Here is a 13,903-nt window from a genome sequence, read left to right on the forward strand (position 1 = left end):
TTACAGGGATAGCGATGGCTCCTAACCTTATTAGTTCATATTCAAAGGACTTGAGCAGAAAGCCAAGTTGTGTTTCAGAGAATATTATAGACGAATTTCATCATCTATCATTGGAAGATGATTTGTTGAAAATTATAGAATACGCCCTTGTCGGGAGTGAATATCATTACTATTCAGAAATAGTTTATATGGGTTGTTCGACCGCTAATTTCTACTCTGAATATGCCGAACACTTAAGAGAATGTGGGTATAGCTCTGAGCGGATTATTAATGAATTGCTTTCTCTTGATATGCATGAGGAGTCAGAGGACACTTTAATTGGCAGAATTGCATATAATGACTTTAACTTTGTCGATAAAGGGATAACCAAAACTGGCAAGCAGATAAGAGCTATTGAAGTATCAGAAGATTTTCGGAGATCTGGTTTGGCTCGTTCGGTTTATAACATCTTGTTATTAAAACATGGACATATTATTTGCGACAATATTCAGAGCTTGGCAGGTGGTGCTTTGTGGGCTTCTGGTATTATTAAGTTGGGTGATGTCCGTATTTACGACGTTATTAAAAAACAGTTCATAGATGTATTGACTCCATATGGTATAGGGGTTAATGGTATTATTCCCTGGAGTGCTTTAGACTTGCCTGTTAGTGAGTTATCTAAGTGGGACCCAAGACCTTTATCGCCCGAATCTTGCCACCATATAGTTAACATCATTAGTAAAGATTCTCATTCATAAACTTGCCTCTCGCGTTTTTTTATATCTGGCCGTTTAAGACTGAAATGAACCCTGAAAATTGAATGCTTAACAATTAGAGGTTCACTTCATCGTCTATTATGTTTGCTTAAATATTCCATAATTAGAGGGCAATAGAGGAAATGGGTATTATCATACTAATAGTGATAATACATAACCATTAAATTGTCGTCATTAATAGAATAATTATTCTATGGTCTTATTCAGATTTTTTCATTCCAGCTATCAGAATGGATTATATTTCCATCATTGTGCTTCCAGGTGATTTTTTCATAGCGAAGTTCAACGATTTCCATATGATTGAATTTATCTTTTGATGAATCTTTTATATCTAACATAACAGGAACAATATTAACCACCTTTACATTTTCCATGAAAGTATTGAAATACTCTTTCTCTTGCCCATGCTCATTTATTTTATACCATTTAAGCTCTGCTGATTTTAATGTTTGTCCTGTGGTTAATGCTTTATAAAGGTATGGGGATGACGAATCAATTTCTTTCTCAATCATAAATGGAATATGTTTCCTCGTTCCAGTTAATTTTCCTGTATTATCATCAGTGGCGATACTGACGCTATGATGAAGACCTAAAATCTCAATACTGCCTTCTCTACCATAGACATCAGCGGAACCTTTAATATCTGCTCCGCCGTCGTCTTTTATGTACATATATAGAGGAATAGCCATGATTAATCTCCTTCAGAAAACGATTTTGAATTACCTGTGGTAGAAATAAGCTTTTGTAAGCATTTTTCACCACTTTTACTTTTATACAGTGCACGAATACTATCAACGACATACTGATTTAATTCTGCTTCTGTTCCTTGATAAAAAGGTAGAGAACAGACAGAATCAGTGCTAATTGAAATATTGGAATCATCAAGAATAGATAATACTCCGTTTACGTTTTTCGGTAATGCAGTTGCTAATGCTGTTGATAGCGTTTCTGATGAATGGGCATCACTTCCTTTTGCAAGCAAAGGCGCTACTTTGAGCCATGCTATATCTCCACTTGCAATGTGATCTGTTATATAATCCCATTCTCCGTTGTCTCCTTCTGGCATATTTTTAATTACTGCTCTTGCACCTTGCTGTTTTATTTGTAGGCTCAACTGCTCTGGTGTTAAATTTGGATATGGATTTTTAGCTGTAATATGACGATCCACGGCCAGTGAGCTAGATGATGTCAGTATTAAAAGTAAAACTAGTTTTTTCATTCGACCACCAGAATTGTATCGCTAGAGTTGGCTATCTCTTTTCTGAGATTAGAGCCATTTATAATGATGCAACCATGTGATGCCTGCCGATATGTGCCATCCCGTCTGTCACCATGTATTCTGAAGAGAGAGCGTCCAAACGTGTTAGTTCCCATAATAGGGTCTAATATCACGGTAACCTTGGTTATTGAGTTAGAGTAACCGTTGATTCTGTAATAACCACGGGGAATTGGTCCTTCGCCTTCAACCTGTTCCATAGATGGGTTGTTTATTCCGGTTCCATGACCGCTATAGCCCTTTGCAATAAAAGAGCCGTTATGTGTAAGCACACCAGTGCTTTGTGAGTATTGCCAAGTCATACTTATTTCCATTAGTAAATATTAAGGAATTTAACTTTAAACTTAATAAACATTTTTAAAAGCATAATTTTGTAAAAAAAAGAAATTTTTTGTAAATTAATTTATGAAATTAATAAATTTTGACCTTATTATCTGGTTATTCAGCATGATTATTTTGAAAGTTTATCAACAAGATTAAATGTTCCACTGAATTCAATAGGAGAAATGGAACTGACTCGTAAACGATGCGACTATATTAACGCATAACATGTTAATTAGTGAGAGTAATATTCTGAGTTTCCCCAAAAACCTTTAAGATAAAAATAATAAAATAACAGGGCATCAGCCAAGAAATAAAATTTCTATAACTGATGCAGATAAATTTATTACTGATAAGTTAATGTCATTGTTGCCGTTACATTTGCCTGCCCAGGAGTAATATTGCGATCGGTCTGAAAATAGCGGGCGTGTAAAGGGATAGATAACTTCCCACCTGAATAACTATTACCAATATTTATTTGTGAGTGGATAATGACAGGTTGGTTGTTGTAAAGAATTTGCATACCCACACCGGAAGCAGTTGTGTGATTATCATTTTGATCAAGCGCCCATACATGATATAAGTTGTTTTTTGCTCTCTTTCCGTCAAGCATTAATTGAATCTGAACATCATCATCACAATCTAAAATAACCTCAAAATCTTTCCCTCCTGCGGTACTGCTAATACCAGAAAAATCGATTTTTTTAATATCGCCCATAGGAACAGTGATATTGCTATCCTTCAATGAACAGCTTTTAGTAATAATTCGGGTATTTCCCAAACGGTAAGTATGCACGATGTGGTTATTTACTCGTGCTTGAATTAATTGTTCATTTTTGACAAAACCAGAGCCTGTTGTTGGCGCTATTTTTATTAGCTGAATTGTCAGATAACCCCATGTCTGACCACAATACCAACGACCAGAATTGTCGCAGCTTACAGGGTTATTAGCAATACGTGGTAACCAGTCGATACCATAGCCGGGACCCCAGGTATTTATTCTGATGCCAACACCGGGAACACCGGACTCGTAAATAGCATCCTTGTTATAATCTGCGCTTTTATAGGATGTATATCCCCATGATGTATTAACGTTTGTATCGCAATAGAAAATATTGTTTTTGTTGGCTAATTCATCTGCACGATATTCGTAAATCGTTGTGCCAATAGGTTGATCTCTTGGGACATATAAGGTTCCAAAAGAGAGATGAGTGATTTCTGGCTTAAATCCTTTCTCAAATTGGCAGTTAGCAGCAAGACTATAAGAACTAACGATTAAACCAATTAATAAATTGATGATAATGAACAAATACTTAAGTTTATTGTAAATATTAAACATAGCATTTTCCTGTAGGTTGTTATTTACAGTGCTCTTCTATTATGTAAATACCGGATAAAGGGCTTTTTTCTGGTAATTTGTAATTAACGACACATTCCTGAATATCTTTATAACCCCATTTAACTAATAATCGTCCACTATCGGGTAAACCGGTGAGGTAAACTTGCCCTTCATGACTAACAATCGCGCTATTTATTTCATCAATATCACGGAGTTTTTCTAATGTGACAACCGCGCCAAAAGGAATAAGATTTTCTTGGTAATAGAGATTGATTAGAGCTCTATGGCCTATCCGGGTTTTAAAATCCGCCAGAACTAATGCTCCCCGAGTAGGAATAACGGTTTGGGCATTAACGTCGATATCGACATTATCTGCTAACGAATGAGTATCTAGGGCAATCCGATTTTTCCGGTAACTGCTGACATAAGGAATAACTGCATAACCATTCCAATCGGTGGCAATACCAACATTATTTTGGATCTTTATTCCTTGAGCGCCATCAGCCCGGACTAATGCTAATGTATCTCCCAAATGTTGTGAAAGAGTAATACCGTATGGGTGAGCAACAATTCCTCCTTGAAGGCCATAATTCAGTTGGTGAGAATGACGATCATAACTATAACCGGTACTAAGTTGACCATAAGCTCCTTTATATTCCGCATGGATATGACCGCCAGCGCCAGTGCCGTGATTTGTGTAACTCTGCTGTAAACTATAGATTAAATTATTGTCTTCCAGCGCGGTACCACTTAAACCGACTTGGTGGGAAATATCCTTGTTTTTATTGGTGTTAAAATTGTAACTGGTCCAGCTATTCTTTAGCCAGCGATCTAATGGAATCTGTATGCTAAATGAAAAAAGTTGTTCATTTTTATTCGTATCTGGAAGTTGGCTATAGGTATAATTTAGACTGTAATTAATATTATTATAATTGGTGCTATAACCTGCGTTGATATTACGTTCATAGCCAGGTTGTTGCCAGTAATTTTGTTGAAGAGCGGACAAATATAAACTACCAAAATCTCCCAAGGATTGATTAATATGCAGTTGTAATTTACTTCTTTTATTGGTACGGTAACGCCAGTCACTTTTATTAGAGTCATCTATATCATTGGCTTCTTTGAAATCGTAAAAACCACGTGTTGAATAGCGATAACCTGCCAGAGTAAAATTAGTTCCTGTTAATGAAAGATCTTTTGCATATTGAAAACGGTAGGATTGTCCTTTGGTACTTATATTGGATGGTAAATCGGTGTTAGCATGAGTGATGTCAAAAGAGAGAGAACCCAATATACCAAGGTTATAACCTGATCCTAAAGCAATAGATTGATAATCTTTTGAAAAAATCGTACCGCCATAGGCAGTGATGTTATTCGAGAAACCATAGACTAATGCACCTTGGGCAAAGTTGGGTTCTTGCCCACGATTATTTGATGATTGATATTGGCCCAGTGTTATCGAATATTGGAGTCCTCCTTCTCGTAACATAATCGGTATAGTTGAAAAGGATTGAGTAGATCGGTATTCCTGACCATCGGCTTCCTTGATAATAACTTCCAAATCTCCACTTGTTGTGGTTGGGAAAAGGTCATTAATGACAAATGGACCCGGTGAAACATAAGTTTGATAAATGATATAGCCGTTTTGTTTGATCGTAACCTGAGCGTTACTTTGGGCAATTCCTCGAACACTGGGGGCGAAGCCTTGTAAGCTGTCTGGTAACATATTGTCATCAGAAGCTAATTGTAAGCCCCGGAATTGGAAACCTTCAAAAATATAGGAGGGGGTAAAGCTATCACCTAGGGTTAATTGCCCTTTTAGTGCGTGAATATCCCGTTGTAAATAGGTGTTAATACTTTTCCAATTCTTGTCACGACTGGTATAGGTAGAATAATTGCGTAGACGCCATGCTTGCCAATTAGCGCCCGTTCGAAGATTCAGATAATGGGTCTGCGTAGAGCCAGATGGGTTATCTTGCCAGGTATTTGAACCACTATAATTATAGTTAATTAGTAATGAAGTTAATCCTTGCTGCCATAATTCAGGAGAAACATAACCTCTTGCCTGATTGTTTAACATTGCTTGTGGAATACTGATATCCAGTCTTTGTTGACTAAAATTGAAGAGAGTGCTTGCTGATGGAATATATTGACTTAAATCAGACAACTCTGTTTCTGGTGGCAAACTGAACAGCTCTGGAAATGTATCAATTTTTACTCCCATATCCTGTAATTGCTTAATTGTCAGCTTGGGCAGTAATTTGTTATTTATCGTGACAAAGGTTACGTTCCTGGTATCTATTTTGTCTCTATTAAGGTAAATATCTACCCAGTAAATACCGGGCGGATAGTCATCTTGTGTGAAAATAGAGAGATCAATATCTTCAGGTGAACCAGAATCAGTACCTATCTCTAGTGCATGAATGTTGAAATAATCTTCAGAATAAGTTTTAGCAGGGTAAAAAAATACGCCCATAGCTATAAATGGCAATAATAAGAGCCATGAATGTTCAATATCATATGGTTGCTTATTAATCTTATGCTGTGAGCACTTTCCCATAATTAACTTTCTGGTATAAATTAATGTAACGGTTTTATTAAATGGTTGTTTTTTCCTCGGCAGTAACGCCACCAAAATCATTAATTGCTTTCCAATTTACCTGCTTTATGTTCTTTGCCGGCAGAGGCCAGCTTAGTTGGCTAAAGGGTTTAATCATGCCCGCAGGTTTTATTTCATGTTGATCTACTTTAAGGTAAGAGAATGAAATGAAGTAAGGGGTAGGATTTTCTGCGATCAATGAGTTGTTTTCCGTACGGAATTTGAGTTCTTTGTATGCGGTACTTGACTTTTCTGCCAAATTTACAGGGCGGTAAAACAATTTAAACTTTGACTTAACTGTTATTTGTAATTGATTCTGATCTGATTTTACAGAAGTAGGAATAGACTTTACATTTAACCAAAAAAGCGATTCCCGATCTTGAGGCAGATTACTTGCTGTTTTTACAATACGCAGGATATTTTCATGGCCTGCTGCGAGTTTAAAGATGGGGGGAGTAACGATAAAAGGGGTCTTCATATTATCATTTTCATCTTGGACCCAAGATTGAATCAGGTAAGGGGCATCTTTTTCTGGGTTATTTATCGAAATAGACGCTTCTTTTTTGTCACTCATGTAAATAACACGGGTTCCACCAATGACGACACCGGCGATAGCGAAATTTACACTGATAATATATAGAAAAATTATTGTGAATAGGCGTTGATACTGCACGGTAATATCTCCGTTTTATCGTGTTTTTATGCGTTATTTTGTGGGCATCCATGCCCTGTACTGCTTTATTAGAAGCAAAACGTGAATGAAGTTCTGTTCCAAATTTAGCCTGTCTTAGTTATAAACAATCGTAAAATTGGCGACTGCATCACCGGAGCCTGGGCTAATGGTTTGAGCTGTAGCAACATATTTTGCAATGAACTTCAGTTCTGCTGTTTTTTGATCAGTAAAAGATTGAGATTTGGAAGCTTTTGCCAAAGGAATCAGCGTTGAGTTATCTTCTTCATAGATACCAATAGCAACACCATCGGCGACTGCCTGGCCTTTATCATTGGATAAGGCCAGAAGATTGTTATTTCTACTGTCTATTTGCCCGTCAAATTTAACTTGTGCATGAGTATATTCTGGTGGGCAGTCACTCATTTTAATGCTAAAGGGTGTTGTTGATGCGGTACTATCTACACCACTAAATGCATTTGAGCCAATTGTTCCCATGTTTACGTTTTGATTTGCAGAGTCAGTATCGATTTTACAGGCATTTGCGATGATATTACCTGTAAAGTTGATTTTTCCGTCGGCTGCATTTGCTACAGAAATAAATACAGAAGATGCAAGTAAGGATGAAATAATCAGTTTAGCTTTCATTTTAAATAGATCCTAACCCTGCCGAGCATGGCGTCAGGGAAATAGAAATACTGATTTAATGGGAACTGTATAAACATCAATACAGCGTGTAAATATTTATGACTTTTGCCCAATGACAACGACGATAACTCAAACTGTGTCTTTTTTGGGATAAAGCCGGGTGATCATAGCGATTAATTAGGAAAAATCCAAAGAATGACTGGATAATGTGTTGTATTTAAGATTTTTATCTGTTTTTGTTTCTTAAACAGGATTATTTTTTAATATTAATGTGATTTATTGTAAGTAATAAATCATTATGCTAATTAATGAGAATATCTTTTAGTTAATAATTGGTTATAAAATTAATTGTGATATAAATCACAATTAATTTATCACGCTTAAGAATTTATTTTTTTGTTCTATTATTTTGATGTTATTACCTCTTGATGTCATTTTCTCTTTGAGCATGTTTATTCTGATAGAGATAAGTAATCTGGAAAAAATTACTCTATAGTTTTCTCATATGATCTTTCTATTTTATTGTTTGTGGTAATACCTATTTCAGTTTAGGTATAAATCCTCAACGCAATTAACACTGTAAGGAAGGAAAAATGAAACAGTTCGTCTTTGTATTGGGCCTTTTGTCCATTGTTCTTGCAGTCGCGCGTCCTGCTTCGGCTATGCAAGTAGAGCGAAAAATCGCCACAAATGGTGTGGCATCGATCGAATATTCGGTACGTGGAGAGGGGCCATTGCTCATGATTCTTGCTTCAACTGGGCGAGGAACGGCGGAGTTCGCGCCACTCGCGGATCGGCTGGCGATGCGTGGCTATCGCGTTGCCTTGCCGGAACCACGCGGAATCTCAAGGTCAACCGGTCCGATGGAAAACGTGACCTTCCACGACTTTGCTGATGATTTTGCGGCCGTGGTTGCGGCGGAAGGAGGTAAGGCAATCATAGTAGGGCACGCTTATGGCCACTGGATCGCTAAAACGATTGCCGCGGATTATCCTAAGATGACGCGTGGCATAGTACTTTTGGCAGGGGCAGCGAAATCTTGGCCCTCGGAGCTCTCGGATGCGATCACGGTGATTAGTAATCCGACATCCACTCGTGAAGAGCGGCTGGCGAAACTTAGACTTGCCTTCTTCGCGGAAGGCAATGACCCGACGTCTTGGCTTGAGGGCTGGCATGCTGATGTCATAAAAAGTCAGTCCTCGGCGCGTAAGCTGACCAATCGCAAGGATTGGTGGGCGGGCGGGACGGCGCCGATCCTCGATTTGCAGGCGAGTTCCGATCCATTTAGACCTGAAACGTCTCGGATGGAAGCGAAAAACGAGTTCGGGAACCGCGTTACTGTCTCAGTGATTGAAGGGGCCAGCCATGCACTACCTGCGGAGAAGCCGCTTGAAGCAGCTGATGCAATTGCAGATTGGGCCGACAAACTGAAATAATTTAAGGACAATATCTGGTCCTTATCAGGGCATTCGTACCGAATTTGTTGCGGTGTGAATGCCCCAATCAGGGATGATGCCAATAGGCAAAATAGACATCCTGCCTCAAGTTTTACACCTTATGCCGGTGATGAGCTGGAATACTCCACCAACATCGGTGCTTTGAAAATCATCTTGGCTTTGTTCTTCGACACCTTGTGTCGACAAAATTGATTAAAAAACCATACCAATCAAGTTGTATTAACAATATTAGTTACAACATACTTTTAAACACAACACCAACAGAAATATGAAAGAACAACAAAAAACCAGACAAACTGCTATATGAAAATCCAGAAAGCCATCACAGGAAAGTAATGGCCTGAATCTGACGAGACTACTTGAGCAGTAATCCAGTGGCAGGGATTGCTGTTATCAGCAATACGGCAATAGTGAGCTTTTCAGCCAGATGTAAGCTGTTTTTCTGCGGGTTTTGATGGCGTACATACAGAAAAACTATAAGACCTGGTGCATAGAGAACAACAGACAATAACAAATTCATTAAACCGGATGCATAAAGTAGCCATATGCCATAAATACAGGCTCCGACAGCAATGAGTAATAGTCCTTTATTGCTACGATCAAAAGCGACTTTTAAAAGAAATGCTCCCACCAGGAAATAGGGCACTAAAATCATCTCTGATGCAATTGCCAGTAATGAATTGTAATTGCTTCCACTTAACCAGATCAAAACGAGAGAGAATTGTACCGCGCCATTAGTGAACCACAATGAAGATGACGGTGCATTATTGCGGTTTTGCTGGCTAAATACTTTTGGAAAAGAGCCGTGTTGGGAAGCGATAAATGGCACTTCTGCCGCCATGATCGTCCAACTCAGATAAGCACCACAGACGGAGATAATCAATCCAGCGGCAATAATGATTTCGCCTGCGGAACCAACGAGTCCCACCATCAGGTTTGCCATTGATGGGTTGCGTATTTCTGCTAACTCAGATCGTGGTACTAATCCAAGGGAGAGTAGGGTGACCAAGATATATATTGCTAATGCTGCAACGACAGCCAGCATGGTTGCAATACCCACGTCTGTCCGTTTTTTCGCCCTGGCTGAAACGACAACAGCACCTTCAATACCAATAAAGACCCAAAGAGTAATCAACATGGTGTCTTTTACTTGTTGCCAGACAGGAACGCCTAGATCAATGCCTTTAAAGTCGAGGTTAAAGATATCCATTTTGAAGGCTATGGCGGCAAGTATGATAAAAGCACCTAAAGGCAGCAATTTTGCCATTGTCGCCAATTTGTTGATTCCGGCTGCGGTTTGAACGCCGCGGAGTACCAACCAATGGACGAACCAGAGTAGGATAGATTCTCCCAATAGGGACTGCCAAGTATTGCCATCACCAAAGATGACGATGCCCTCTTTGTCAGTAAAGAAACTTAGGGCGGCAAAAACGATAACCAGATAAGAAACATTGGCAACGACTGCGCATAACCAATATCCCCAGGCAGAACAGAAGCCTATTAGTTCACCGAAGCCCTCTTTGGCATAAGTGAAAATCCCTCCATCAAGATCCGGACGAAGACGAGAGAGTAATAACAGTGCGGTAGCCAGGAACAGGATGCCGACACCTGTTATTCCCCAACCAATCATTAACGCTGCCGGGCTGGCGATTTCAGCCATATTCTGCGGTAAGCTGAAAACACCAGCACCAACCATAGAGCTGAGTACCAGAGCAGTAAGAGCTGTGAGACCTAGTTTCTTTTCCAAAGATATGTTCCTAATGTGACATAAACTGCATTATTAGCCAGTTCATTACCCGATCATAAAGATGAGCTGGGTATCTGGTTTTCGTTGCTTCCAAGCTGTATAGAACGGAAAGATAGACAGATTGAACCTAGAAATAGAGGGGGATTCTACGAAGGGTATGAGCTGGATGCAATGGTTTTCTATGCAAATAACTATAAAATTTATGCATTGTTTGATGGTGAGTTTGGTGATGATTAAGTGTAGTGAGATGCAATTTATTTTTATAAGCTTATATGAGTTATTTTTATAATGCTGTTTGTCGTATTGAGGTAAATAGGTGATAAATATGAAGTACTATGGTGTTATTACTAATTAAGTAATTTTTATTTTAATTTTTTCGATCGATCTCAAAATTTAATAAAATGATTGTGGAAAATTTCATCTCTAATTTTTATTTTGTCATGCAATATTATTGCTAAGTAATAATCATCTTTTGTTTTCATGTCAATTTGTTAAATTAATCTATTGAGTATGTAATTTCATAATGTTATAAATATTTCATTAAATTAAAACATTTAGAGTGTTTTTTAATTTATTGATTTAATTTAAGTATTTATTGAAATTTAATTGATTTTGTTAATTTTATATTCAGGTTAATATATTTTTCATTGACTTTTCTATCAGTAACTAATTAAATTTCCACAATGTGATATAAAACTAATCTTATATAAAAATAAAAAAATCATGTTGACAACGACTGCTTTGATTTATATTGTTTGTGAAAATATTACTCTGCCATTTATTAACTTGTTTTTCTTGTATATGTTTTTAATTTTCAGGAATGATTATATGTACATATGCCAAAAAATATTCTCAGATGGTTAGAGGACAGCTGTCATTCAAATTCTTATCTTTTAGGTGCCTATGAATGGCTCAGTATTAAATATTCATAAAGGTTAGAACATATGAAACGTGTTCTTGTAGTGTCATATTCCCAAAGTGGTCAATTGATCGAGGTGGTAAAAAGTTTAATCTCACCCCTGCAAGAGTCTGATGAGATATACATCCGTGAAGTTGTTCTGAAACCGATTCCAGAATTTGCGTTTCCCTGGAAATTTTCCAAATTTGTTGATGTTTTCCCAGAAACAGTGCAGTTGCATCCGCCTGAGCTAGCGCCTTTGAATCTGGAAGACGAAGAACCTTTTGATTTAGTCATATTAGGCTACCAGGTTTGGTATTTATCGCCGGCTCCTCCGATAACAGCATTTCTTAAGAGTAAAGAAGGAAAGCGTGTACTTAATGGCCGACCGGTGGTGACAGTTATTGCTTGCCGAAACATGTGGTTGATAGCTCAGGAAACTGTCAAAAAATTGTTGCATGAAAGTGGAGCGTATTTGCGCGATAACGTGGTTTTTGTTGATAAAGCAAACTTTTTTGCAACAGTATTCACAACCCCAATATGGCTAATGACAGGAAAAAGACAGCCATTTCCTAGCTTACCGCGGGCGGGCGTATCGGAGGAAGATGTTAAAGATGCTCCACGTTTTGGTGATGCATTATTGGCAGCGCTCAAAACGGATAAAGAGAAAGTTGATGCTCCAATGTTGAAAGGTATGGGTGCGGCGGTTGTCGACCAAGCTTTTATTTTTGGTGAACGTGCGGCGCATCGAGGGTTTAGATTTTGGTCCGGGCTGATTTGCCGTGTAGGCAAACGAGGGATATGGGTAAGACGCTCTTTATTAGCGTTGTTTGTAACCTATTTGATATTGATGGTACTAGTTGTTTTTCCTATTTCAGTGGTTGTGCGCCGTTTGCTTGCCCCATTACTAAAAGAACGTCTTAATGAATTACAGAAATACTATGAACAACCTTCAGGTTCTGCCCGCTATGATGATAAGGAGATAAATAAGTAAATGAGTAACAACGTTTATATCACTAAAGTTTCCGCGTTTATGCCGGGAAACCCAATAGATAATAATACAATGGAATCTGTTCTTGGTTTTGTTGGCGGTCGTCCATCAAGATCTCGTCATATAGTCCTTCGCAATAATGGTATCAAATATCGCCATTATGCACTGGATCCGGAGACAGGTGAGGCAACTTATACATCTGCTCAACTAGCGGCTGAAGCAGTAAAAGGTTTGGTTGATGAACACTTCTCTTTAGACGATATGCAAATTCTGGCAGCAAGCAGTGGTACTCCTGATCAAATTATACCGGGTCATGGTCTCATGGTTCATGGAGAGCTCAAAAATAAACCATGTGAAGTTATCTCAACTTCCAGTGCTTGTGCTGCGGGTATCACAGCGATGAAATATGCTTATTTGTCCGTTCTCTCGGGAACGACAAGTAATGCGGTTTCAACAACGTCGGAAGTACCTTCCACTGTATTGCATGCCCGCAATTTCCAGAGTGAAAACGAAGCTCGGGTTGCAGAACTGGAACGACGCCCTGAAATCGCTTTTGAAAAAGATTTTCTACGTTGGATGCTTTCTGACGGTGCCGGCGCTGCTTTACTTGAAAACAAACCTCGACCTGATGGTGTTTCATTACGAATTGATTGGATAGATATTTACTCTTTTGCTAATGAGCAAGAGACATGTATGTACTCAGGTGGAGAAAAGTTAGCAGATGGCAGTTTGAAAGGTTGGGCTCAAATGAGTCAGGCTGATTGGCTTGCCTATTCTGTTTTCTGCATCAAACAAGATGTTAGATATTTAAATGAGAGGGTTGTTAAATTCACACTTACCGAACCATTGAGACGGATAGTTGCTGATCGTAATTTATCGGCAGAATCTATTGATTGGTTCTTGCCTCATTACTCATCTGAATATTTCCGCATGAAATTTGCCAAGGGTCTTGAAGATATTAATTTTGGTATTGAACAAGAGCGTTGGTTTACTAACTTAACAATGAAAGGAAATACCGGATCGGCTTCTATTTATATCATGTTGGATGAGCTTATGAAGTCGGGTAAATTGAAGAAAGATCAGCGTCTGTTATGTTTTATCCCTGAAAGTGCCAGATTCACAGGGGCATTCATGCACCTGACTGTTGTGTAAATATTTAATCTTAGTGTTAATGAAGAATGGGGAAACAACCTGTTTCCCCT

At 38.4% G+C, this 13,903-nt stretch carries 12 protein-coding genes; 4 read left to right on the forward strand and 8 right to left on the reverse strand.

What is annotated here, in order from left to right; translation table 11 throughout:
- Positions 1–14: 14 nt before the first annotated feature.
- Complete coding sequence (locus EAE93_RS02905; protein ID WP_036806343.1) at positions 15–737, forward strand: hypothetical protein; 723 nt, start codon at positions 15–17, stop codon at positions 735–737.
- A gap of 221 nt (positions 738–958) precedes the next feature.
- Here the strand turns inward: EAE93_RS02905 and tssD are convergent, their stop codons facing one another.
- The 7 genes from tssD to EAE93_RS02940 all read right to left on the reverse strand — a co-directional run bounded on the left by tssD (position 959) and on the right by EAE93_RS02940 (position 7,608).
- Entirely contained in the window at positions 959–1,444 is a 486-nt protein-coding gene (gene tssD, locus EAE93_RS02910) for a type VI secretion system tube protein TssD (protein WP_214039034.1), read from the reverse strand.
- A gap of 2 nt (positions 1,445–1,446) precedes the next feature.
- Positions 1,447–1,974: a hypothetical protein gene (locus EAE93_RS02915; protein ID WP_036775622.1), complete on the reverse strand. Its 528-nt coding sequence runs from the start codon at positions 1,972–1,974 to the stop codon at positions 1,447–1,449.
- Entirely contained in the window at positions 1,971–2,333 is a 363-nt protein-coding gene (locus EAE93_RS02920; protein ID WP_214039035.1) for a tlde1 domain-containing protein, read from the reverse strand. The genes EAE93_RS02915 and EAE93_RS02920 overlap by 4 nt, the downstream gene beginning before the upstream one ends.
- A 365-nt stretch (positions 2,334–2,698) precedes the next feature.
- A complete protein-coding gene (locus EAE93_RS02925) occupies positions 2,699–3,691 on the reverse strand; it encodes a fimbrial protein (protein WP_040150538.1) in 993 nt (330 codons plus the stop codon).
- A gap of 19 nt (positions 3,692–3,710) precedes the next feature.
- On the reverse strand, positions 3,711–6,251 hold the full coding sequence (locus EAE93_RS02930; RefSeq protein ID WP_214039036.1) for a fimbria/pilus outer membrane usher protein: 2,541 nt from the start codon (positions 6,249–6,251) through the stop codon (positions 3,711–3,713).
- Between the two features lie 37 nt (positions 6,252–6,288).
- Complete coding sequence (locus EAE93_RS02935) at positions 6,289–6,963, reverse strand: fimbrial biogenesis chaperone (protein WP_036806327.1); 675 nt, start codon at positions 6,961–6,963, stop codon at positions 6,289–6,291.
- 114 nt (positions 6,964–7,077) lie between these two features.
- Complete coding sequence (locus tag EAE93_RS02940; protein ID WP_036806324.1) at positions 7,078–7,608, reverse strand: fimbrial protein; 531 nt, start codon at positions 7,606–7,608, stop codon at positions 7,078–7,080.
- A gap of 593 nt (positions 7,609–8,201) precedes the next feature.
- Between EAE93_RS02940 and EAE93_RS02945 the strand changes: the two genes are divergently transcribed.
- Complete coding sequence (locus tag EAE93_RS02945) at positions 8,202–9,044, forward strand: alpha/beta fold hydrolase (RefSeq protein ID WP_036806322.1); 843 nt, start codon at positions 8,202–8,204, stop codon at positions 9,042–9,044.
- Positions 9,045–9,420: 376 nt separating this feature from the next.
- On the opposite strand, the gene EAE93_RS02950 is transcribed toward EAE93_RS02945, so the two are convergent.
- The gene (locus EAE93_RS02950; RefSeq protein WP_036775635.1) at positions 9,421–10,812 is read right to left on the reverse strand and encodes an amino acid permease; all 1,392 of its coding nucleotides are present in this window, start codon (positions 10,810–10,812) and stop codon (positions 9,421–9,423) included.
- Positions 10,813–11,756: 944 nt separating this feature from the next.
- Here EAE93_RS02950 and stlC point away from each other — a divergent pair.
- Positions 11,757–12,704, forward strand: coding sequence for a stilbene biosynthesis aromatase StlC (stlC, locus tag EAE93_RS02955; RefSeq protein ID WP_110087428.1), 948 nt, complete (start codon positions 11,757–11,759; stop codon positions 12,702–12,704).
- The gene (stlD, locus tag EAE93_RS02960; RefSeq protein WP_036775639.1) at positions 12,705–13,853 is read left to right on the forward strand and encodes a beta-ketosynthase StlD; all 1,149 of its coding nucleotides are present in this window, start codon (positions 12,705–12,707) and stop codon (positions 13,851–13,853) included. It begins immediately after the preceding gene.
- The last annotated feature ends 50 nt before the right edge of the window (positions 13,854–13,903 follow it).

The sequence above is a fragment of the Photorhabdus akhurstii genome (genome assembly GCF_018448925.1).
Taxonomy (GTDB): Bacteria; Pseudomonadota; Gammaproteobacteria; order Enterobacterales; family Enterobacteriaceae; genus Photorhabdus; species Photorhabdus akhurstii.

Excerpts from the sequence above, each read along its gene's own strand:
- EAE93_RS02930 (WP_214039036.1), bottom strand. The coding sequence starts at position 6,251 with ATGGGAAAGTGCTCACAGCATAAGATTAATAAGCAACCATATGATATT.
- stlD (WP_036775639.1), top strand. The coding sequence starts at position 12,705 with ATGAGTAACAACGTTTATATCACTAAAGTTTCCGCGTTTATGCCGGGA.
- stlC (WP_110087428.1), top strand. The coding sequence starts at position 11,757 with ATGAAACGTGTTCTTGTAGTGTCATATTCCCAAAGTGGTCAATTGATC.
- EAE93_RS02905 (WP_036806343.1), top strand. The coding sequence starts at position 15 with ATGGCTCCTAACCTTATTAGTTCATATTCAAAGGACTTGAGCAGAAAG.
- EAE93_RS02940 (WP_036806324.1), bottom strand. The coding sequence starts at position 7,608 with ATGAAAGCTAAACTGATTATTTCATCCTTACTTGCATCTTCTGTATTT.
- EAE93_RS02920 (WP_214039035.1), bottom strand. The coding sequence starts at position 2,333 with ATGACTTGGCAATACTCACAAAGCACTGGTGTGCTTACACATAACGGC.
- tssD (WP_214039034.1), bottom strand. The coding sequence starts at position 1,444 with ATGGCTATTCCTCTATATATGTACATAAAAGACGACGGCGGAGCAGAT.
- EAE93_RS02925 (WP_040150538.1), bottom strand. The coding sequence starts at position 3,691 with ATGTTTAATATTTACAATAAACTTAAGTATTTGTTCATTATCATCAAT.
- EAE93_RS02945 (WP_036806322.1), top strand. The coding sequence starts at position 8,202 with ATGAAACAGTTCGTCTTTGTATTGGGCCTTTTGTCCATTGTTCTTGCA.
- EAE93_RS02915 (WP_036775622.1), bottom strand. The coding sequence starts at position 1,974 with ATGAAAAAACTAGTTTTACTTTTAATACTGACATCATCTAGCTCACTG.